We start from the raw sequence: 21223 nt of genomic DNA on the forward strand, positions 1-21223 counted from the left end.
TTAGAGTACCCACGAGGCGTAAAATTCAACAGAAATAGCTTGCTTCTTGAAAAGAATGACTCACCAAATTTCTGATTTACCATCATCGCGCCAGCGTCTACCTGCCTCATCTAGAAATATTGAATTACCGATTACCGCCTTCGCTTTTTTCCCTTTTTAGAAATCTCCAGTTCCGGTTCTTCCAACTTAGCCAACCGTTCGATCTCAGGCAATTTCAGCAAGACTCCGGCGAAAAACCAGTAGTAAACCGCGACCGGATCAACGTCGAGGGGATAGTAGTAGGTGTTGTAGCTGATGAACAGGATGAAGAACCAGAGGGAGGCTCCATAGCTGCGGAGGTTGCGATCGCGCACTTTGCGATAGGTTTTGAAGGCGATGCAGGTGAGGGTGGTGACGACAATGATGAAGGCGATCGTGCCAACGGGGCCAATTTCGTAGATTAGTTTGGGATAGTAGGTTTCAACCAGTTCGGTATGTCCGAGGGCTCGGGCGGAGTTGGTGGCGCGTCCCAGTCCCCGTCCCAGAATGTTGTAGCCGCGCATGGCCCATTCAAATTGCGCCAGGATGAAGCCGTAGGGAGGAGAAGCGTTCCAACGAGAAATGAAGCTGTCAATCCGTTCCTGAACGGTGTCTGGATTTTTCAGGGCAGCGAAGGTGAGGAGTGCCCCCAGTCCAACGGCGATCGGGATGAATCGCTTCAGGTTGGTGACTTGGCCAGTGAGGATCATCAGAATGCCAGCGATGACGGGAACCAAAGCCAGGGCGATTCGCTGTCCAGACACAACCGCCAGGATAAAGACGGCTCCCAGAGCCACCAGACCGATAATCCGCCAGAGGGGTTTGGGATCGCTAAAGGCTGACCCAAAGGCGAGAAAAGCACCAGAAATGAGATACCAGCCCCACTGCCAGGGAGCAACAAATGTACCGGGCAGGCGGATCACTCCTTGCTGAGGGCTATAGAGCAAAGCTCCACCGACAAAACATCGGGCTTCCAGGGAGGCTTTAAACAAAGCATTTCCGACTTCATTCCGGGTTCCGACACAGGTTCCGGTCAGCAGAAAAATATACTGCACCATTGCCAGTCCGCAACAGACGATAAACAGGATTGACATGATTCGCATTAGAAATAGTAAATCTTTCTTGTTACGAATCAGGTAGTAGGCACACACCATTAGAGGGGCATAGCCGATCAAGACTTTTAGCCCTAAAATGCCCATTGCGATCGGTTGTTCGCCCCCTTTACCAAAAAATTGTTGCCAACCATTGACCGTTAATAAGGTCAGGAAACAAGACCCCAACAAAAGTGCAAAGGGCGTAATCAATTGTTTGGGAATCAGAATAGGTAGATTTTCTCGTTTGCAATACTGCACTACGCCGACGAGGGCAGGCAGATAAAATCCATCTTTTGCTAATTGCAGCAACGGGCTATTGCCGATCGCGTAGGTAATGGTGCCGCCAAAGGGGAGATAGATCAGAAAGCCCCACAGGGCATGACGCGGATACTTAAATGACAATGCCAGGATGAGAATTCCCAATGTGCCTGCGGCTGCAACTTTGATGCCGCCAACTACGCCCAGCAATGCCCCGACCAGGACTGCGATAAAAACCGTCGTCAGGGTAAAGCTGATGAGTTCTTTGCGAAGGCGATCGGCTTTTCGCTTTTGTGCCCTTAGCTCTTTCGGGCTGAGTTCGGCGTTGGGGTCAGCGGATTTGCCGGATTTGGTACCCTTCCCTTTGAACCCTTTTCCTTTAACCGCCTTGCCCTTGGCAGGTTTGCCATTAGACGATTTGCTGTTAGTTGATTGGTCTTTAACAGCAGTTGAGCTAGATTGAGCTTGCCTGGATTGAGCTTGCGTTTTGAGCAGCACGTTAAGGGGCGATCGGGGGTAAGGAGGTTTACTAGCTAGTTATCCCGGAAGTCGCCTGTTTGTAACGCAGGGTTGGGAGGTCGTCAGGTCACGTTCTCAGTCCTGAAGCGTGCAAGAACCCTAAAACCGTACCTAACCGATTGCAAACTCCGTCAATCGGCGAGCATTTGGATCGTGAAAACCAATGACGATCGATTGCTTCGGTACCCCTAACTCAACTAGCTCATTAGCTACGCCTGACTCAGTACCGTCATGCTGAATCCAAATCTTATCGCCCTTAATATCAATATGAATTAAACAGCTAAACACACGACGATCGCCATCCCAACCAACCGTTGCTAACTGGTAGTGATCGTTCTGGGTATCAAAGATAGTAAATTGCTCTAGACTTCCATACGCAGGTTTGAACTGATTATGCTCTGTCAATACCTGTTGCACCCATTGACGATATTGGTTTAATCGTTCCATGCTACGATTTCCTCCTCATCGGGATCGAAAACGAGAAGCTTAACGTTATATTCGGCAACGCTTAACCGTGCTAATTCCCCAGAAAAAAAGTAGAGTTCAGAGTAGGATAACTTGTCTTTATTGTAGAGCGATCGCCCCTCGCCCTAACAATTGTCTTGGGACTCCACCAAACGAAACCATTCATCTTCAACTCGCACTCTTGGATCTTGCAAGGCGTAGTAGCGGGCAGTGGGGGGGGAAAGGAGAGAAAATACATCCAGGCAAAATACCTTCAGACGATCGCTGGTGGATTCACTATGGGAACTCTACACAGTAAAGCGAGTCTCACAACCGAATCCATGACTGTAAACGGACAGAGCGAACAGAAACCGCAAACCCGATCGTGGCTTCTCCCCATTGGGTTAAGCTGTTTGGGTTGTTTAGGAATGGTTGGAATTGCAATTTTTTTAGGTGCGGCTGGATTTGTTTCTGTGCTTCAAGGACTGATCAAATCAACCGGAACCTACCAGACCTATCAAATTGCCGCAGAACGGGTAAAAACCGATGATGCAGTTAGCCAAACCTTGGGCGATCCAGTGTCAACGGGCTGGTTATCCAAAAGTCGGGAGTTTAGCGAAGGGGAAACGAGAAGAACCTGTATTCGCTTTTCAGTAACGGGTTCCCAAACCAGTGGTAGTGTCTACGCAGAAACCCAATTTGAGCAGGGAAGCTGGCAATTTCACCAACTGATCGTCAGCGTCAATGGACAACCCAATCCGATCGCCCTGATCACCCCCGCACCTAACCAACCTCCATTCCTCTGTCCAGACTTCGATCGAGATGACTCCAGAGAAATTCCAGCCACGCAAGTCTAAACCCGCTTATCTCCAGTCTGCCCTGCCAAAAATTCATCAAAAAGTAGTTGAATACGCTTGATCTTCCCAGGCGTATCCCTTATGCTGTTGCGATGCTGGTTTTTTCTTCCCAGAACGAGCCAGTGACCAATCCGGCTTAAGGTGAGGTGTAACGCTGATTAGGGAAGCAGCTAACAACCCTAACCAGCTAACCTAGCTCTCTGAACATCCCAGAGTGCAAGGCTGTTTGATTGTAGATCATTCCTGTTTGTGATGGGTCTGCGATCGGCAGTCTCGCTGATGCATGACGGAGCTTGGGGATAGTTTTTCGTGAACGCCTTCCCACGCCTTAAGCTTTTCTTCCTAAAATCATCAGCGAGGAACAGAATATGTCTTCAGAGTTCAACGAACTGCTGCCCGTTGTGCAAGACGATCGGGTGCAAATTTGGATTATCGGCACCCGCGATCAGGTGATCTTCACCATGAACGAATGCTATGTCAGAAAGCTGGCAACCGATCGAGTTCAGTTCACCCCGATCATCCCCGCTCCCTTCGCCACCGGAAAATACATGACGGTTCTGGTGCGCTAATTTCCATTCCCAAACAGGAGGGCGATTCACGAATCGCCCCTACCCTTGTGGGGTGGGCATCTTGCCCGCCCAGCCTATACCAACAATTACCCATGATCATGAAATCCGATCGCCTGACCCAGCAGCTTCAATTTATTTTAGAAATCGATCGCCTGAAGCAAATTCTCCGCCAAACCCTTTTGACCGATGGGTCACGCCGCGAAAATAGCGCAGAGCATTCCTGGCATATTGCCATCATGGCGATCGTTTTATTCGAGTACGCACCTCCTGAAGTCGATCTAAAGCGCGCCATCCAAATGTTATTGATTCATGACGTTGTGGAAATTGATGCCGGAGACACCTTTTGCTACGACACTCAGGGCAATCACAGCAAAGCCGATCGAGAGGAACAAGCCGCCACCCGGATTTTTGGACTCCTCCCCCCCGATCAGGCTGAGGAATTCCGGCAACTCTGGAATGAATTTGAGTCCCAGAACACTCCCACCGCAAAATTTGCTGCTGCCCTCGATCGGATTCAACCCTTTCTTCACAACCAGACGACCCAGGGCGGAACCTGGAAACAACACCACATTACCCGCGATCAAGTCCTGCAACGAATGCAGCCCGTTGCCGCAGGCACCCCTGAACTATGGGAATTTTTTCAAGCAGCAATTGAAACTTGCATAAAACGAGGCGATTTGCAGCGTGTGTAACGATTTGAGGCTACTTTCTGCTCTTCCAAAGGTTGTAATATACCATCAATGATCTTGATCATTTCAGCCGATTGGTTATGATGAAAGAAAGGTAAAGTCAAATACACGATCGCTACCTGGCGATTCATTTGACTGTCTCTAGGCTGAGATTGAAGGAGCTATCCGATTAATGGAGTACATTGAGCAGCTGCTGGACAAGGTGAAGGAATGGGCACGTAAGCTTGCTGAAGCCCTACTCGGACCAGACGTACAGCCAGAGCCGGAGCCGATTCCAATCCCCGTTCGAGATCCAAACCGCCGTCGTTAGCAGGTCGGCTAAACGCATTGAGTGAAAACGTCCTATGAGCGTTCTATTTTAGCCTGAGTCCTTTCTCAGGCTGATTCTGTTTTAAACAAATCGCCTGTTTAAACCACTTCACCTGTTTCACTTCCGAAACCGGATGATTTGAATGGGATGCTCCGTTAAGCAGTAATATACCTATCTCACAGTAGATCGAAAATGAATTGCACTCACGGCAACGCCTGTGTTTGATCCCCATAAATCTCCCTTGAAAAGGGGGACTTCAAACCTTCTTCGGTTTGTGCTACGCACACGCTCCGCGAACGGTTCCCCCTTTTTTAAGGGGGGCTAGGGGGGATCTCACCATGGTCGGCGATCTACTGACCTTTCGTAGTCCACGCTTCTAGGCTGCGCGGACATCTGCCCGCCCTACAGTTGCTAAACCCACGCCTGCTTCTACCAGTCAATCTTTACCAGTCAATCTTTGAAATCAGCCGACTCCACCCTTGCTAAGTATCCTCGTCCTCCACGGCCCCAACCTCAATCTCCTGGGTCAGCGCGAACCCGGTGTCTACGGTACCACCACCCTCGATGACATCAATCGTTCCCTGGAAGCAGAAGCCCAGTCCCTGCAAGTCCAACTCTCCTGCCTCCAGTCCAACCATGAAGGAGCACTGGTAGATGCCATCCACGCCGCCCTCGATCGGCATCAGGGAATTTTGATTAACCCCGGAGCCTACACCCACACCAGCGTTGCCATCCGAGATGCGATCGCCGCCGTTAACATTCCAACGGTTGAAGTTCACCTGAGTAACGTCTACCGCCGGGAATCCTTCCGTCATCATTCCTACATTGCCCCTGTGGCAGTCGGTCAGATCAGCGGATTTGGGGCAGAAAGCTATCTTCTAGGATTGCAGGGGTTGGTGAAGTATTTGGAAGTGAGGAGTGAGGAGTAAGGAGTGAGGAGTGTTCGCGGAGCGTGGGCGCAGCCTGTAGGAGTGAAGAGTTCGGTAGGGGCGCACAGCAGTGCGCCCTTACTTAAAGGTAGTTCCCCTCCTGAGAGGGATTGGGGCGGGTTTCAGTTTTGGCTAGAGTCAACCTTTTATGTATAGAGAGGCTGTAAAACCAGAATGCACCCATCCCCCTCCTTCAGCCCCTCCTTCCCCTAAAATCTGAAACAGCCCCTCCCGCTTCACCACTCCCCACTCCCCACTCCCCACTCCCCACTCCCCACTCCCTACTCCCCACATTCGCTAGGCTAGAATCTGTACGCTTCAAAAGTCTTCACGGATTCTACGATCAAAAATGTTAATGAAAAAATTAGAACAACTGCAAGCTTTGTTTGTCGGCATGGATAAGGCTCTGGTAGCCTATTCTGGCGGTGTGGATAGTACCCTGGTGGCAAAAGTTGCCTACGATGTGCTGGGCGATCGGGCTTTGGCGGTAACGGCCGATTCTCCGTCTTTACTGCCAGAAGATCTAGAAGAAGCGAGAATTCAGGCAGCGACGATCGGCATTGCCCACGAAATTGTCCACACCCACGAGATTGATAATCCTAACTATGCCTCTAACCCCGTGAATCGCTGCTACTTTTGCAAAAGTGAACTTCACGATACGCTGAAGCCGCTTGCGCTGGAACGGGGCTATCCCTACGTCGTTGATGGGGTGAATGCGGATGATTTGGGAGATTATCGTCCCGGCATTCAGGCTGCCAAAGAACGCGGCTCACGCTCTCCCCTGGCGGAACTTGGTATTACCAAACTGGAAGTCCGGCAACTCTCCAGACACCTGGGATTAGCCTGGTGGGATAAGCCAGCCCAGCCCTGCCTCAGTTCTCGGTTTCCCTACGGTGAAGAAATCACGATCGCCAAACTCCAGCGAGTTGGACGGGCTGAACGATATTTGCGGGGGTTGGGCTTAACCACCCTGCGAGTTCGTTCGGAGGGAGATACAGCCCGGATTGAGTTACCCCCAGAGCAAATTCAGGATTTTGTTCTGACTACTGATCTACCTCAACTGGTTGCTGCCTTTCAATCCTATGGTTTCGTCTATGTCACCCTGGATCTGGAAGGCTTCCGCAGCGGCAAGCTCAATCAAGGATTACCGTTGTCCACCACTATGGGTAGTGTCTCCTGAGCAAAGTGATGCTCATTAAAATTTTCTGAAAAAAAAGATGTGTTTTGCCTGAGGAAGGGCTAAACTGTGAGCCGTGTGCTTAAATTGGCATAGAAAAAACGTTGCTGGCTAACGCTTCCCGGCACAGATGTTTGCCCATCTTAGCTGGATTCTCTGGGTTCAACAGAGCAGTTAGAACTTCAGCAACGCTTTACGGAAAAGACGATTGAAGGTACTTGGATAAACCAGTGCATTAATTTTGCGTGGTTAACCAAGTGCCTTTATTAGTAGAGATAGTGCTGTAACGCAGAGATGGTTTGAGGCCCAACGATACCATCTACCAGCAATCCTCTAGAAGCCTGGAAGGCTTTAACCGCATGAGCGGTTTGAGGGCCATAAACACCGTCCACATACACGTGGAAACCTGCCTTGTTCAGTGCGATCTGGATTTCATGAACTCCACCAATCGGGCTAACGGGTTGATATCCACCGCAAGGATCGTAGCAAGGATCATGGCTGGGGTAGTGGCTGGGCTGATAGCTGTAGTAGTCATGACCGCTACTGTGGCAAGGATCGTAGCAAGGATCATGGTAGCTGTAATAGTCATAACCGCCACCAGAGCAAGGATCGTAGCAAGGATCATGGTAGCTGTAGTAGTCGTAACTATAGCTTTGGTGGCTGTAACCACTGGAGCAAGGATCATAGCAAGGATCATGGTAGCTGTAGTAGTCATAACCGCCACCAGAGCAAGGATCGTAGCTGCCGCAACCACCGTAGTAGGAGGCGGAGGCTTGATCTGCCATACCGAACGCCCCAACTGCTGCTGCTGCAATCCCGATCGCTCCGATCGCAGTTTTGCCAGCTAGCTTTCCAGCATCCACTGTTAATTCCTTGACTTCAGGATTTTCGTTTTCCTGAGCTAGATGGAGATATGCGAGTGTTTCCATAGGATTTAATGCCCTCCAAATTAGGGTTAGTTGATCTGACTCAAAAACCACAATCTCGATTATCATTTGATCGTCGATCGCAGTCTTGACACTCTACACACCACTACGAGAACCAACTACACCAAGCAAGCTTCGGCGCAGCAACTAAATTAGGGTGTGACAGTTTTAGGGGAACCTCACCGAATTAAAGGAAGAGGTTCAAAGCGGAATTTCCTCTCTACTATTAATAATTAACATAATTAATTTTCTAGGAAAATAGTATTTCTGTACCAATTCGGGCTAAAACCCTGCTAAATTAAGCTTTCCCATATATGGTGTAGATACTACCTGTAGGGTTTATAGGGGGATAAATTTCAACCTGCTACGCTACTGGTGGGGTAGTTCAACTGTTTGGAAAAGTCCTGATTATGATTTAATATTCCAAACGAAGTAATAAATTGTTAAAGTTTTAACCTGATTGTTAGAGTTCCAACTATACGGAGGCAGACAAAGCTCTTTACAGTCAGATAGGCAAAAATCAGTTTACACATAAAGCTCTAGCACTTTGCTTAAATTTGGATTATGGTCGTTGCGCCTGCTCAAAGCGGGAAGTCCCTTAGGTAAAATCTGTAAAGTAATAATCAGACCGATCGCAGTCTGAATTAATGGGTTCTTACTGTGTCAAAACAAGCGGTTCTTAATATTTCGCTAAGCCATTTACCATACCCTTTAGACTTAACAAACGCTGCAATCCACGTTTGGCAAGCTGCCCTTGATCGACCGATCGAATGGGTAGAAAAATTTTCTCCACTGCTCTCTGCCGATGAACAAACCCGCGCCGATCGGTTTCGATTTCAGCACCATCAGCACCGTTTCATCGTCAGTCGGGGAATCCTGCGCCTGCTTTTGGCCAGCTACCTGAACACAGATCCGGCTGAACTGCGGTTTAGCTATGGCCCGCTCGGAAAACCGGCATTGGCGAATGCTAGCCACCCTCAATCTGCCCTGCCCCTAAACCTTTCATTCAACCTCACTCATTCTGAAGGGTTTGCGCTCTACGCCTTCACCCTCGATCGTCCGGTCGGAATTGATCTGGAATATCTCCCGCCCCAGCGTTCCATCCATGAACTAGCCCGGCGTTTTTTCTCGCCCAGGGAATACGAAGTCATTTGTGCTTTACCCCCCACCCAACAGCAGGCAGCATTCCTCCAAATTTGGACCTACAAAGAAGCTTATTTGAAGGCAACAGGGGAAGGGTTAACGGGGTTAAACCAGATTGAAGTGATTCTTGCCGAACTGGATGAACCTACCCCAGCCGCGTTTACAATTCATAATTCTGCCCATCGCTCGTTGCACTGGAAAATACTGCGATTGCAACCACCTCCAGGCTATGTAGCAGCCCTGGCGATCGAAGGCAATCCAGGAGAATTAGTCAGTTACCACCTCACTGATCCCTAGAACGATCGCCTGATCCAACCGCAAGAATTCTTAATGCTTTCCACCGGCTGAAGGGCTGACAGTCGTTCCAGAATCTCGTAGGCTACCAGAGAATCGTTCTACACCTCCATTCTCTGCTGCTCCATGAAAATTAAAGTGATTCAGCAATACGATAGCGAGCTGACCTTAGACCCTGAAGCCCAAGCCACCTTGTTTCAGATGCTCACCAGCAACGCTTTTCTCCAGCAAGTTTGCCAGCAGGCAGACTGCGATCGAGTGCAGTTTACAGAAATCCTGTTTCAACCCATGCCCTACACACCAGGCGCAAAGAAAGGAATGCCCGTGGAATACGAGCAATATCACAATCCCAACTATGTGATTATCAATGTGCCGCCCAATTTTATGTTCAATGCCAAGATTTTTCAGCCCAGCCGTCTCTGTGCCATTTATCAAAAGCTGTAAGGGGTCTGGTGTAAGAGGATGTTTTAAAAGTCCTGCTGTTGGTAGCAAAACGGTTTGGATCCCCCTAAATCCCCCTTAGAAAGGGGGACTTTGAGTTCGGTTCCCCCTTTTTTAAGGGGGGTTAGGGGGGATCTAACGTGTCCAAAAGCACAACAAACCCCTTTTCAAACACCCTCTAAGAGCGCACTACTGCGTGTCCCTACGGGGTAGTGTCCCCACGGGGTACTTGATCTAGACCTTCCACCACCTCCCGCACGATTTCCTGCCATGCATTCCCTATCCAACCTCGACTCCATCCCCTACCTCGACTCCGACGGACAAGTGCCTGAACAATTCGATCGCACCGTCGGCGTATACGCCATTTTTGATGCCGATCAAGTGTTGCAATACATCGGCTACTCCCGCGATGTCACCTTCAGCCTCAAACAGCATCTCGTTCGGCAACCGCAAAAATGCCACTGGGTGAAAGTACAAACCATCGATCGCCCCAATCGCACGTTACTGGAAGAAATCCGCGATGCCTGGATTCATGAGAATGGACAAGCACCCCTTGGAAACAGCACAGAAGAAGCGGTGTGGAACCAGGCGATCGATGCCAAGCAGCAAATGAACGACGAAGAAAAGGCTGCCTACGAATCAGCCGATGATCTGGGACGGGTCAAACTACTCAAACAGGTTGCCCGGCGAGTGGAGCGATCGGTGCTGGCTGCCCTGGAGGAGAGGGGCGCAAAGTTGCCCATTCGGTTTGATCCAAAGGCAAAGGAGGAGGGGTTGTTGAGTTTGAAGTAGGGGCGAATCGCTCGCCCGTGCAGAAGTGAGGCGTAGGGGCGATTCGCGTTCGCGCAGCGACTCCGCAGGAGTAATCGCCCGTACAGGAGTCAAGAGGGACTGGGCGGGCAAGATGCCCACCCCACAAGACCCCACAAGATCCCACAAGAAAGAGTTTTAGCTCCCCCCACTCCCGACTCCCGACTCCCGACTCCCGACTCCCCACTCCCCTACCTCCGATACATCCAAGTCATCTCTGCCAGCCGAGCACTGACGGCATCATTTAATGCTCCTGGATCGGTAAATCGCCATCGCCACTGGCCATCGTTGTAGCGGGGGTCGTTCATGCGGGCGCGTCCGTCTAGACTCAGGACATCCTGGAGGGGGATGACCGCGAGATCGGCAACGGAACTGAGAGCAAGGCGAATGAATTCCCAACTGAGTTCCTGAATCTGATCAGGGGAACTGTAGCCCAGGTATTGAGCGACGTGATGTTTTTCAGCCTCGCCCGCCGCATTCCACCAGCCGATCGCCGTATCGTTGTCGTGGGTGCCCGGATACACAACGCTATTGCTGACATAGTTGTGGGGCAGATAGGAATTGTCTGAGTCGCCGCCGAAGGCAAACTGGAGGATTCGCATGCCCGGAAACTCAAATCGATCGCGCAATAGCTCCACTTCTGGGGTGATCACGCCCAGGTCTTCTGCCATCACGGGCAGACTGCCGATCGCGGCTTGCAGTACCTCAAAGAATTTGGCATCGGGGCCTTTAATCCATTCCCCATTCATGGCAGTGGTTTCGCCGCCGGGAACCTGCCAGTAGGCCTCAAAGCCCCGGAAATGATCGACTCGGACAATATCAACATACTGTAACGTCGCCTTGAAGCGATCGATCCACCAGGCAAACCCGGTTTGTTCTAGCTTCTCCCAGTCGTAGACGGGATTCCCCCAAAGCTGCCCGGTGGCACTGAAATAATCAGGGGGAACGCCTGCCATAAAGGCGGGGTCAAAGGTTTCTGGATCCAGCTTGAAAATGTCAGGATTAGCCCACACATCCGAGCTATTGTGGCAAACGTAGATCGACACATCCCCCACGATCGAGATATTGCGCTCATTGGCGTAGGCTCGCAGCCGGGCCCACTGTTCAAAGAACTTGAATTGGAGGAATCGGTGAAATTGAATTGGTTGCTGGAGGGATTCAGCGGCCTGCCGCAGAGCTTCCGGTTCGCGTCGGGCGATCGCGGGTTCCCACTGGTTCCAGGGCTGATAGTCATGGGACTCCAGCAGAGCCATAAATAGGACAAAATCATCTAACCACCAGGATTGTTCCTGGCAAAACCGATCGTAGTCTGCATTCCCCTCCTGAGTGAGAGAATCCTGGAAGCGATCGAACGCCTGCCGCAGCAAGCCATACTTGTGAGGAATCACCTGATCAAAATTCACCCGCGCATAGAGCGGATCACCTGCCTCAGCATCAAGGGAATTGAGGTTAATTGGGTCAATCAATCCTTCATGGGTGAGTTGTTCCAGGCTAATCATCAAGGGATTGCCCGCAAACGTACTGAAGTTCATGATGTAGGGGGAATGTTCATATCCCGTCGGCCCCAGAGGCAAGATCTGCCACAGTTTTTGCCCACTGCGGTCTAAAAAATCAATGAAATCGTAGGCATGTTGTCCGAGATCACCAATGCCATGAGCACCGGGCAGGCAAGTTGGATGGAGCAAAATTCCACTAGCGCGTTGAAAAGTCACAGCGATTCCTAATTGAGTTACAGTAGCGATTTACATGGTAGAACCGATCGCTGCTTTCGCCAGAATGAGTCATCTTCAGGCAGTGAAAATCCACCTTCAATTCCTTCTGTTTTCTACTGCGATCGGCTGAACGAAACCTATCTCAGTCCATCGGATGGCTGATACTTGAGCGAAGTTTTTGCGTGCGATCGGCAAAGCCTGATCTCATCACCTTTACGCTAAAAAGTCCCCTCACAGACTGTAAACCCTGCTTTATGACGATTACGCAAACCGTAGGGCGTAAATTTACAAAGATCAAGTGAAGGATGGCGCGTCATCCGAGATTCCCCCAAATTCTACCCTTACAATTTAGAGTATTGAAGGCGATAACCGTAGACCCTTCACCTGCTTCAATACAGGTTTTGTTGAGAATTAGCCCCATTCTCAGCACGGTTTCCAGCTATTCTAAACACTACACCTGTCGGGAAGCATCTGAATTTTGCTAGCCGCAGAGGTCAAACCACTGAACGGTTTGATCTGCCTCTGTTGTTGGTCTATACCCTATCGTGCTAAAGAATATTGTCGGAGAAGGCTCTACAATACGACTGGCACCTTGAAGTATCTCTGTTGTTGACGGTCAAGCACCCACAATTTGTTGAATCGATCCTGTTCTTCTCTGAGGGAGCAGGCTGTTTCTGATTCCAAAGGGTCAAAAATGTGAGATATGGACTACGTCGTGGGATAGAAATTCTACCATCGGTAGTAAATGACATCCCATTGCAGGGGTATGGTTTTGCAAAATTGTAAAGGATGCTAACCCACTCTAGGATTAGTGGAAACCTGAAGAACTGGAACAAGACGACTCTGGCACTCTGGGATATTGGACTGTGGAACATAACATGGATAAATCACCGCTGAACGATGATCCGCTCTGGTTTAAGGATGCGATTATTTACGAAGTACCGGTCAAGTCATTTGCTGACAGCGACGGAGATGGCATTGGTGATTTCCGAGGACTGACGGAAAAACTAGACTACATCCAGGATCTGGGGGTGAATGCGATTTGGGTTTTGCCTTTCTTCCCTTCGCCCCTGCGGGATGATGGATATGACATTTCGGACTACAACAATGTCAATCCTATCTACGGCAATCTCGATGACTTCAAAATCCTACTGGATGAAGCCCACCAGCGCGGCATTCGGGTGATTATCGAACTGATTGTCAACCATACTTCTGATCAGCACCCCTGGTTTCAACGAGCCCGCAAGGCTCCTCCAGGCAGTAGCGATCGCAACTTCTACGTCTGGAGTGATTCTCCAGAAAAATACAAGGGTGTCCGAATCATCTTCAAAGACTTCGAGAATTCCAACTGGACTTGGGACCCAGTAGCGCAGGCTTACTACTGGCATCGGTTCTATTCCCACCAGCCTGACCTGAATTTCGAGCATCCGGAGCTGCAAAAAGCCATTTTTGATGTGGTGGATTTCTGGTTGGCGATGGGGGTAGATGGCATGCGCCTGGATGCAGTCCCCTACCTCTATGAACAGGAAGGCACCATCTGCGAGAACCTGCCTCAAACCCATGCATTCCTGAAAAAGCTTCGGGCTCATATGGATGAGCATTTTGCCAACCGGATGCTGCTGGCGGAGGCGAATCAGTGGCCCGAAGATGCGGCGGCTTATTACGGTCAGGGTGATGAGTGCCAGATGAATTTCCACTTCCCCCTGATGCCGCGCCTATTTATGTCGCTGCAAATGGAGGATAGCTTCCCAATTCTGGATATCCTGGCCCAGACTCCCCAAATCCCCAGCAATTGTCAGTGGGCCTTGTTCTTGCGGAACCATGATGAACTGACGCTGGAAATGGTCAGCGATGAAGACCGGGATTATATGTACCGGGTGTATGCTCAGGATCCGCAAGCCCGGATTAACCTGGGAATTCGGCGGCGTTTGGCTCCCCTCCAGGGCAATAATCGGCGGCGAATTGAGTTGCTGAATAGCCTGCTCCTCTCCTTGCCTGGAACCCCGGTTTTATACTACGGGGATGAAATTGGCATGGGCGATAATATCTACCTGGGCGATCGCAACGGGGTTCGCACACCGATGCAGTGGAGTGCCGATCGCAATGCCGGGTTTAGCCGCACCAATCCGCAGCGACTTTACTTGCCGGTAATTGTCGATCCAGAGTATCACTACGAAACCGTCAATGTGGAGGCCCAGCGGGCTAACTCCAACTCCCTCTGGTGGTGGATGAAGCGGTTGATCGCCGTGCGAAATCGGTTTAAAGCCTTCGGACGGGGAACCTTTGAGTTGCTCTATCCAGAAAATCGTAAGGTGTTTGCCTTCACCCGCACCTATGATGGCGAACACATTCTGGTGGTAGCAAACCTATCGCGGTTTGTGCAGGCGGTGGAACTGGATCTCTCAGCCTTTAAGGGCGCGACTCCGGTGGAAATTTTTGGTCGCACCGAGTTTCCTGAAATTGACGGTTCCTCTTACTTCCTCAGCCTTGGCCCTCACGCTTTCTACTGGTTTACCCTACAGTTTCAAACCACTGCCATTGCCGCAAAACCCCAGTCCCATCTCCCTGTGGTTCTGGCCAACGGCAGCTGGCAGGATGTGTATACGCGCACTGAATCAAAAACCACTCTGGAAAGCATTTTGTCTGAGTATCTGCGCACTTGCCGCTGGATGGGGAACAAGGCAACGATCATGCAGACCGTCGAGATTCTGGATGCTGTCCCGATCGAGCCAACCAAGCTTAACCCCCAGAGCGGCAACCATCCTTACCATATTGTGCTGGTGAAGGTGTCGTTCACGGAGGGTATTCCTGAGACCTATATTCTGCCATTGGGATTTGAGGAAACCAGTGGTGAAAGTGTGCCGCTGGATCAATCCATCGCGGAACATGCTGTGGCGCAGGTGCAGGGCAAGAACACGACTGGTATTCTATTTGATGCATTAACCGATTTAGAATTCCTGACGATTCCCCTGCGGGCGATCGTGCAAAAGAAACGCTATGCCGGCAAGCTGGGCGAGTTGGTGGCGACTTCTACGGAAATGTTGCAACAGCTCTGGACGGATGATTCCAGCCATCCTTCCCAATCGCTAGCCGCATCCCATGCCATGACCTTTGACCCCCATCTGCTCCGCCGGGTTCGCAGCAATGCCCTGGTGGCCTATGGCGATCGGTTCTTGTTTAAGCTGTTCCACCATGTGGATGAGTGCGTCAACTCCGATCTGGAAGTGGGGCGGTTTTTGACTGAATCTGCCCTGAACAACGGGCTACCCCATATGGACAACATTGCTCCAGTGGCGGGCTACCTGGAATATCACCGGAAAGGGGCAGAACCCATGACGATCGGGGTGTTGCAAAAATATATCCCTGAAACCCGCGATGGTTGGTCCTATGCCCTGGATAATTTGCGCGATCACTATGTCGATGTCCTGACCAAACAGGTTGATGTGACTGAGATTTCAGTACCGAATTATCTGGTAGCAACAGCTCTGGACGAGGAAATCCCAGAACTGGCCTTCGAGATGATGGGCAATCAACTGCGAGCGGCCGAATTGCTGGGCGAACGGGCCGCCGAGATGCACATTGCCCTGGCCTCGGAGAATGCTGATCCGCACTTTGCCCCAGAGGAATTTACCTCTTTCTACCAGCGATCGATCTACCAGTACATGCGGAATCAGTCAGGGCAAGTGCTGTTGCTTTTAAACAAGCAGCTCAAACATATCCCAGAAGAGTTACAACCGGCTGCCAAAGCCCTGTTGAGCCAGCGGGAGATGCTCATGGGGCGGTTTAAGCTGATCCTGGATCAGCCGTTGAAGATTGCCCGAACTCGCTGTCATGGTAATTTCCACCTGGAGGAAGTGCTCTATACTGGCAAGGATTTCGTCATTATCGACTTTGAAGGGGAACCGACTCGCCCCCTGAGCGAACGGCGAATGAAGCGATCGCCCCTGAGGGATGTGGCGGGGATGCTGCAATCGTTCTACTATGCCTCCCAAGTGGCTCTACGCAATGAAGAAGAGAGCGGCATTATCCGTCCCGAAAATCTACCCGTAATGGAACAGTGGGCAGACTTTTCTACTCCTGGGCCAGCGTCTCTTTCCTCAAGAGCTACCTGACCACGACCCAAGGTCAGGCGTTTATACCCAGTGAGCGGCAGGAAATTCAAATCTTGCTAGATGCGTTCCTCCTGGAAAAGGCAGTCTATGAGTTGGGCTATGAACTCAACCACCGACCTAACTGGGTCAAGATTCCTCTACAGCGCATTATGGCTTTGCTATCCCTGAGCTGAGGCAGTCGAAAACAGGAGGGGGGAGTAGGGAGTAGCAATTCGTGCAAACTCTCTATTCCCTCCTCTCTCAAATTTTTGTCATTGCTGGGAATCATGTCTCGAATTTCCTGGATGCATATCATTCGCGCTCTCAGCAAATCTAAAAATCTTTCCCTAATTCCATCACACAGACCCGATCGAGTCTGTAAACTGTGAATGAACATTCGATTGGGTCAGCAATTTTTATGGATGCCGCAGCACTCTGGCAGCGTTACCAGGATTGGCTTTATCACCACGAAGGACTGGGACTCTTTGTGGATATTAGCCGGGTTCGGTTTGATGATGCCTTTGTCGAGTCGATCCAGCCTCGGTTTGAAAAAGCATTTCAGGATATGCAGGCATTGGAGGGTGGAGCGATCGCCAATCCGGACGAAGAACGCATGGTGGGGCATTACTGGCTGCGAGATCCCGATCTGGCACCCACACCGGAGTTGCAGCAAGAGATTGTCGAAACGCTGGAACATATTCATACATTTGCCCGTAAGGTACATCAGGGTGAAATTCATCCGCCCGATGCGCCTAAATTTACCGATATTCTATCCATTGGCATTGGGGGGTCGGCGTTGGGGCCCCAGTTTGTCGCTGAAGCCCTGGGGGCACTCGATGCGCCGATGGCCGTTCATTTTATTGATAATACTGACCCCGCTGGCATCGATCGCCTCTTGACGAAGCTCAGCGATCGGTTGGCAACAACCTTGGTGATTATTACCACAAAGTCGGGGGGAACGCCTGAGACTCGTAATGGCATGGTGGAGGTGAAGCACGCCTACGAGCAAAAGGGACTTAACTTTGCCCAACATGCCGTTGCGGTAACCGGAGTTGGCAGTAAGTTTGAAAAGCTGGCCCAGGCGGAAGGCTGGATTGATATTTTCCCGATGCCGGACTGGGTGGGTGGACGCACTTCGGAGATGTCGGCCGTAGGACTGCTACCAGCAGCCCTCCAGGGGATTAATATTGACGAGATGCTGGCAGGGGCCAAGGAGATGGATGCAGCCACTCGTCAACCTACGGTGCAGGGGAATCCCTCAGCGATGCTGGCCCTGTCCTGGTACTTTGTCGGCAAGGGCAAAGGGGAAAAGGACATGGTAGTGTTGCCCTACAAAGATAGCTTGCTGCTGTTTTCCCGCTACTTACAGCAGTTGGTGATGGAGTCCTTAGGCAAAGAACAAGACTTAGACGGCAATACGGTGTATCAGGGGATTGCTGTCTATGGAAATAAGGGATCGACGGATCAACACGCCTACGTCCAGCAATTACGGGAAGGCGTTCCTAATTTCTTTGTTACGTTCATTGAAGTCTTAAACGATCGCCAGGGTCAGTCGATCGAGGTGGAACCAGGAGCCACATCCGGGGATTTTCTGTCAGGCTTTTTGCAGGGCACACGACAGGCCCTCTACGAAAATCAGCGAGATTCCATTACCGTAACGGTTCCCGTCGTGACCCCTCGAACCGTCGGCGCGTTGATTGCCCTCTATGAAAGAGCCGTTAGTTTCTATGCCTCGCTAGTGAATATCAACGCTTACCATCAACCTGGAGTTGAAGCGGGGAAGAAAGCAGCGGCTACGGTGCTGAACCTTCAGCAACAGGTGGTAAAAGCTGTACTTGAGTCCAACCAACCGCTGTCCCTCCAGGCTCTAGCCATAAAGGTTGCTCCCGATCAAATTGAGTCCATTTATCTGATCGTGCGCCACCTGGCTGCCAACCAGCGACACCTGGCTATTACAGGGGATCTGGGACAGCCGAGTAGTTTGATGATCTCGGCACTTTAATACCGTAGGGCAGGCATCTTGCCTGCCTCATCTAATTGCTGCCACATCCGATTGCTGCCACATCTGGATGTTGTACCGACGTTCCAGGGGGAGGAAAGCCACTGAATTCCCCATCCCCCAGAACCTAACTTGAAGCGGCGTCACGGGCAGCGGCGGCTTCATCAGGGTGGATACCTAACCGTGTCAGGTTAATCCGACCGCGATTGTCGATCTCGCGGACTTTGATGATGACTTCATCGCCGATCGCCACCTCATCTTCCACCTTGCCGACCCGGTAGTCAGCGAGTTGCGAGATGTGAATCATCCCTTCCTTGCCTGGGAGAAACTCCACAAAGGCACCAATCGGAATGATACGAGTGACACGCCCGACGTAGACATCGCCAGCGGATAGCTTCCGGGTCATGCCTTCCACAATGCCGCGAGCCTGACGGGCTTTTTCCTGATCGACGGCTGAAATCGTGACCGTGCCATCGTCCTCAATGTCAATCTTGGCTCCCGTTTGCTCCGTGATCCCCTTGATGGTTTTACCACCCGGCCCAATCACCAGACCAATCATTTCCGGATCAATCTTGATGGTGAGCAGTCTGGGTGCATAGGGGGAGAGTTCCGTGCGGGGTTGGTCGATCGCCTCCAGCATTTTACCGAGGATATGCATCCGGGCAGGACGGGCCTGATTAATGGCTTCTGCGATCGTCTGCATCGACAGTCCGGTGATCTTCATGTCCATTTGCAGAGCGGTGATGCCCGTGTCAGTCCCAGCGACCTTAAAGTCCATGTCACCCAGGAAATCTTCAATCCCCTGAATGTCAGTGAGGATTCGCACTTCATCGCCTTCTTTGATCAGACCCATCGCGGCACCGCTAACCGGCTTGGCGATCGGTACTCCAGCGTCCATCAAAGAGAGGGTAGAACCGCACACGGAACCCATGGACGTGGAACCATTGGAGGACAGCACCTCTGAAACGACCCGAATCACATAGGGAAAATCATTTCTGGGGGGCAGCACTGGCACCAGGGCCCGTTCCGCCAAAGCCCCATGACCAATTTCCCGACGACCGGGCGATCGCATGGGTTTGGTTTCCCCCACCGAATAGGGCGGCATATTGTAATGGTGCATATACCGCTTCTGTTCATCCGGGTGCAAATCGTCCATTTCCTGGGCTTCGCCGGGCGTTCCCAGGGTAACGATCGACATCACCTGAGTTAATCCTCGCTTGAATAGCGCGCTACCGTGAACTCGCGGCGGTAGGAGACCAGTCTGACAGCTAATCTGCCGCACTTCATCCAGCTTGCGCCCATCTACCCGCACCCCTTCCTCAAGGATCTGCTTCCGCATGAGTTTCTTAGTGATGCTCTTGTAGGTCGTGCCCACCGCTTTAGGATTCTCTGCTGCGGCAACCCGCACCGGGTCATCTTCTGGCAATTCGGCAATGGATGATTCCACCGTTTCCTTGACCGCATCCAGCTCAATATCTCGCTCCGGCTTAGCCAGTTCAAACCGGGTTAAAACCTGCTTAACCGGAACAGAAACCTTCTCGCTGATAAAGTTTTCCAGCGTTGAATCCACCTCTGGCGGTTCGATGGCAGGGGGTTCAATGCCTAACTCACTCATGATGTCCCGTTGGGACTGAATCAAGTCTCGAACCACTTCGTAGCCAAAGTCGATCGCCTCGATAATGTCCTGCTCAGGGAGTTGATTGGCACCCGCTTCCACCATAATCACGCCATCGGGTGAGCCTGCCACGACCAGATCCAGGTCTCCCTTCTCAATTTCGTTGAAGGTGGGGTTAATGATAAAGTCATCTCCAATCAGCCCAACTCGCACGGCTGCCATTGGCCCATAGAACGGAATCTGGGCTAATAAAACGGAAATGGAAGCCCCCGTAACCGCTAAGACATCCGGCGGAACCCGCTCATCTAGCGACAACGTGGTTGCGACAACCTGAATATCATCCCGCAGCCAACCAGGGAAAAGGGGGCGTAAGGGGCGATCGATTAAGCGGCTAGTCAGCGTCGCTCTTTCTGGAGGCCGACCTTCCCTGCGCAGAAACCCGCCCGGAATGCGTCCGGCAGCATAGAGCCGTTCTTCGTAATCTACGATCAGCGGCAGAAAATCAATTCCTTCTCTTCCGGCGGCCCGTGTTGCAGTGACTAGGACGGCTGTTTCTTCAGATTGGATTAAAACTGAACCTCCTGCTTGCGGTGCAAGTAAACCTATCTTCAGTCGAATATCCCTACCATCCACGGATATTGACTTCTCGATTTCTTCTACCATGAAGCGCACAATCCTTAAATTAACTTCCTCTTTTCTTCTTCTGTCGCAATCGTAGCATCGATATCTCTGCCCTGAGATGGATTATGCGAGAGTGGCACAGCTTGACAGCAATCTTTACAATTCTTAACAAATAGCAACCTTTTGCTATAGATTGATTGGAGAATTATTGCCGATCGTTTCGGTGTTACGAATGAATCAGTTCAGCCCGCCTGACGGAGCCTTAATTCCGGTGGTTAAACAGGTGCAGTCATCAGGTGCGGTTCCACACCACCAGTACCACACCGCAAACAATGAAGCCTAAGCCCACAACCCGTTCCACTGGAATCGCTTCTTGAAAGACAAAATGACCCAGTAGGACTGAAAAGACATAGCTGGCAGCGATCGACGGCCCGACAATACTCAAATTAACGCTGCGGAGGACGAGGATATAGGCGATCGCACCAATGGCATAACAAATCAATCCCACGATCAAATCAGGAATGGTAATAATGCTGAGAATGTGACTCACGACCGATTCTGCTCCATCCTTGGCGAGCTTCAATGCCCCTGATTTGAGGAAAAACTGTCCACCCACGCTGGCTAGAATGGCGATCAGCAACAAAAAAAACTCTTGTGGGGTCACTGGCGCACTCCTCTGTACCGTTGCATAACTAAACTCTTTGTAG

The 21223-nt window shown here is 51.1% G+C and carries 17 protein-coding genes and 1 pseudogene; 12 read left to right on the forward strand and 6 right to left on the reverse strand.

Annotated features, from left to right (window positions below; translation table 11 throughout):
- Positions 1 to 131: 131 nt before the first annotated feature.
- Both hpsL and ACM1PF_RS30770 read right to left on the reverse strand, forming a co-directional pair.
- Positions 132 to 1868, reverse strand: coding sequence for a hormogonium polysaccharide biosynthesis protein HpsL (hpsL, locus tag ACM1PF_RS30765; RefSeq protein ID WP_416670253.1), 1737 nt, complete (start codon positions 1866 to 1868; stop codon positions 132 to 134).
- A 132-nt stretch (positions 1869 to 2000) separates the two neighbouring features.
- On the reverse strand, positions 2001 to 2336 hold the full coding sequence (locus ACM1PF_RS30770) for a XisI protein (protein WP_416670255.1): 336 nt from the start codon (positions 2334 to 2336) through the stop codon (positions 2001 to 2003).
- A gap of 296 nt (positions 2337 to 2632) precedes the next feature.
- On the opposite strand from ACM1PF_RS30770, the gene ACM1PF_RS30775 reads away from it, so the two are divergent.
- From ACM1PF_RS30775 to larE, 6 genes are all read left to right on the forward strand, one after another.
- On the forward strand, positions 2633 to 3190 hold the full coding sequence (locus ACM1PF_RS30775) for a cytochrome c oxidase assembly factor Coa1 family protein (RefSeq protein WP_416670257.1): 558 nt from the start codon (positions 2633 to 2635) through the stop codon (positions 3188 to 3190).
- A 368-nt stretch (positions 3191 to 3558) separates the two neighbouring features.
- Positions 3559 to 3759 carry a hypothetical protein gene (locus ACM1PF_RS30780; protein ID WP_416670259.1) on the forward strand — a complete coding sequence of 67 codons (201 nt, stop codon included), beginning with the start codon at positions 3559 to 3561 and terminating at the stop codon, positions 3757 to 3759.
- A gap of 98 nt (positions 3760 to 3857) precedes the next feature.
- A complete protein-coding gene (locus ACM1PF_RS30785; protein WP_416676870.1) occupies positions 3858 to 4451 on the forward strand; it encodes an HD domain-containing protein in 594 nt (197 codons plus the stop codon).
- A 169-nt stretch (positions 4452 to 4620) separates the two neighbouring features.
- A complete protein-coding gene (locus ACM1PF_RS30790; RefSeq protein WP_416670260.1) occupies positions 4621 to 4758 on the forward strand; it encodes a hypothetical protein in 138 nt (45 codons plus the stop codon).
- A gap of 479 nt (positions 4759 to 5237) precedes the next feature.
- The gene (gene aroQ / locus ACM1PF_RS30795; RefSeq protein WP_416670261.1) at positions 5238 to 5687 is read left to right on the forward strand and encodes a type II 3-dehydroquinate dehydratase; all 450 of its coding nucleotides are present in this window, start codon (positions 5238 to 5240) and stop codon (positions 5685 to 5687) included.
- A gap of 349 nt (positions 5688 to 6036) precedes the next feature.
- The gene (gene larE, locus ACM1PF_RS30800; protein WP_416670262.1) at positions 6037 to 6867 is read left to right on the forward strand and encodes an ATP-dependent sacrificial sulfur transferase LarE; all 831 of its coding nucleotides are present in this window, start codon (positions 6037 to 6039) and stop codon (positions 6865 to 6867) included.
- A 263-nt stretch (positions 6868 to 7130) separates the two neighbouring features.
- Here larE and ACM1PF_RS30805 read toward each other — a convergent pair whose 3' ends face one another.
- Complete coding sequence (locus ACM1PF_RS30805; RefSeq protein ID WP_416670264.1) at positions 7131 to 7793, reverse strand: peptidoglycan-binding domain-containing protein; 663 nt, start codon at positions 7791 to 7793, stop codon at positions 7131 to 7133.
- 657 nt (positions 7794 to 8450) lie between these two features.
- On the opposite strand from ACM1PF_RS30805, the gene ACM1PF_RS30810 reads away from it, so the two are divergent.
- The 3 genes from ACM1PF_RS30810 to ACM1PF_RS30820 all read left to right on the forward strand — a co-directional run bounded on the left by ACM1PF_RS30810 (position 8451) and on the right by ACM1PF_RS30820 (position 10460).
- Entirely contained in the window at positions 8451 to 9230 is a 780-nt protein-coding gene (locus tag ACM1PF_RS30810) for a 4'-phosphopantetheinyl transferase family protein (RefSeq protein ID WP_416670266.1), read from the forward strand.
- Between the two features lie 123 nt (positions 9231 to 9353).
- Complete coding sequence (locus tag ACM1PF_RS30815) at positions 9354 to 9671, forward strand: hypothetical protein (protein WP_416670267.1); 318 nt, start codon at positions 9354 to 9356, stop codon at positions 9669 to 9671.
- Between the two features lie 267 nt (positions 9672 to 9938).
- Positions 9939 to 10460 carry a GIY-YIG nuclease family protein gene (locus ACM1PF_RS30820; protein ID WP_416670269.1) on the forward strand — a complete coding sequence of 174 codons (522 nt, stop codon included), beginning with the start codon at positions 9939 to 9941 and terminating at the stop codon, positions 10458 to 10460.
- Between the two features lie 209 nt (positions 10461 to 10669).
- Here the strand turns inward: ACM1PF_RS30820 and malQ are convergent, their stop codons facing one another.
- Positions 10670 to 12190: a 4-alpha-glucanotransferase gene (gene malQ, locus ACM1PF_RS30825; protein WP_416670271.1), complete on the reverse strand. Its 1521-nt coding sequence runs from the start codon at positions 12188 to 12190 to the stop codon at positions 10670 to 10672.
- 12 nt (positions 12191 to 12202) lie between these two features.
- Between malQ and ACM1PF_RS30830 the strand changes: the two genes are divergently transcribed.
- From ACM1PF_RS30830 to ACM1PF_RS30840, 3 genes and pseudogenes are all read left to right on the forward strand, one after another.
- Complete coding sequence (locus ACM1PF_RS30830) at positions 12203 to 12352, forward strand: hypothetical protein (RefSeq protein WP_416670273.1); 150 nt, start codon at positions 12203 to 12205, stop codon at positions 12350 to 12352.
- Between the two features lie 716 nt (positions 12353 to 13068).
- Positions 13069 to 16475: pseudogene (gene treS / locus ACM1PF_RS30835) on the forward strand (maltose alpha-D-glucosyltransferase).
- Between the two features lie 224 nt (positions 16476 to 16699).
- Complete coding sequence (locus tag ACM1PF_RS30840; protein WP_416676872.1) at positions 16700 to 18283, forward strand: glucose-6-phosphate isomerase; 1584 nt, start codon at positions 16700 to 16702, stop codon at positions 18281 to 18283.
- A 124-nt stretch (positions 18284 to 18407) separates the two neighbouring features.
- On the opposite strand, the gene ACM1PF_RS30845 is transcribed toward ACM1PF_RS30840, so the two are convergent.
- Both ACM1PF_RS30845 and ACM1PF_RS30850 read right to left on the reverse strand, forming a co-directional pair.
- On the reverse strand, positions 18408 to 20558 hold the full coding sequence (locus ACM1PF_RS30845) for a polyribonucleotide nucleotidyltransferase (RefSeq protein ID WP_416670275.1): 2151 nt from the start codon (positions 20556 to 20558) through the stop codon (positions 18408 to 18410).
- Positions 20559 to 20808: 250 nt separating this feature from the next.
- Positions 20809 to 21180 carry an EamA family transporter gene (locus ACM1PF_RS30850; RefSeq protein WP_416670277.1) on the reverse strand — a complete coding sequence of 124 codons (372 nt, stop codon included), beginning with the start codon at positions 21178 to 21180 and terminating at the stop codon, positions 20809 to 20811.
- Positions 21181 to 21223: the final 43 nt, after the last annotated feature.

The organism is Egbenema bharatensis FJBBOT/2019 (assembly GCF_048077055.1).
GTDB lineage: Bacteria > Cyanobacteriota > Cyanobacteriia > Elainellales > Elainellaceae > Egbenema > Egbenema bharatensis.

What these genes read in the sequence shown, in the direction of transcription:
- ACM1PF_RS30770 (WP_416670255.1), bottom strand. Translation starts at nt 2,336, where the DNA reads ATGGAACGATTAAACCAATATCGTCAATGGGTGCAACAGGTATTGACA.
- ACM1PF_RS30775 (WP_416670257.1), top strand. Translation starts at nt 2,633, where the DNA reads ATGGGAACTCTACACAGTAAAGCGAGTCTCACAACCGAATCCATGACT.
- ACM1PF_RS30780 (WP_416670259.1), top strand. Translation starts at nt 3,559, where the DNA reads ATGTCTTCAGAGTTCAACGAACTGCTGCCCGTTGTGCAAGACGATCGG.
- ACM1PF_RS30785 (WP_416676870.1), top strand. Translation starts at nt 3,858, where the DNA reads ATGAAATCCGATCGCCTGACCCAGCAGCTTCAATTTATTTTAGAAATC.
- ACM1PF_RS30790 (WP_416670260.1), top strand. Translation starts at nt 4,621, where the DNA reads ATGGAGTACATTGAGCAGCTGCTGGACAAGGTGAAGGAATGGGCACGT.
- larE (WP_416670262.1), top strand. Translation starts at nt 6,037, where the DNA reads ATGTTAATGAAAAAATTAGAACAACTGCAAGCTTTGTTTGTCGGCATG.
- ACM1PF_RS30805 (WP_416670264.1), bottom strand. Translation starts at nt 7,793, where the DNA reads ATGGAAACACTCGCATATCTCCATCTAGCTCAGGAAAACGAAAATCCT.
- ACM1PF_RS30815 (WP_416670267.1), top strand. Translation starts at nt 9,354, where the DNA reads ATGAAAATTAAAGTGATTCAGCAATACGATAGCGAGCTGACCTTAGAC.
- ACM1PF_RS30820 (WP_416670269.1), top strand. Translation starts at nt 9,939, where the DNA reads ATGCATTCCCTATCCAACCTCGACTCCATCCCCTACCTCGACTCCGAC.
- ACM1PF_RS30840 (WP_416676872.1), top strand. Translation starts at nt 16,700, where the DNA reads ATGGATGCCGCAGCACTCTGGCAGCGTTACCAGGATTGGCTTTATCAC.
- ACM1PF_RS30845 (WP_416670275.1), bottom strand. Translation starts at nt 20,558, where the DNA reads ATGGTAGAAGAAATCGAGAAGTCAATATCCGTGGATGGTAGGGATATT.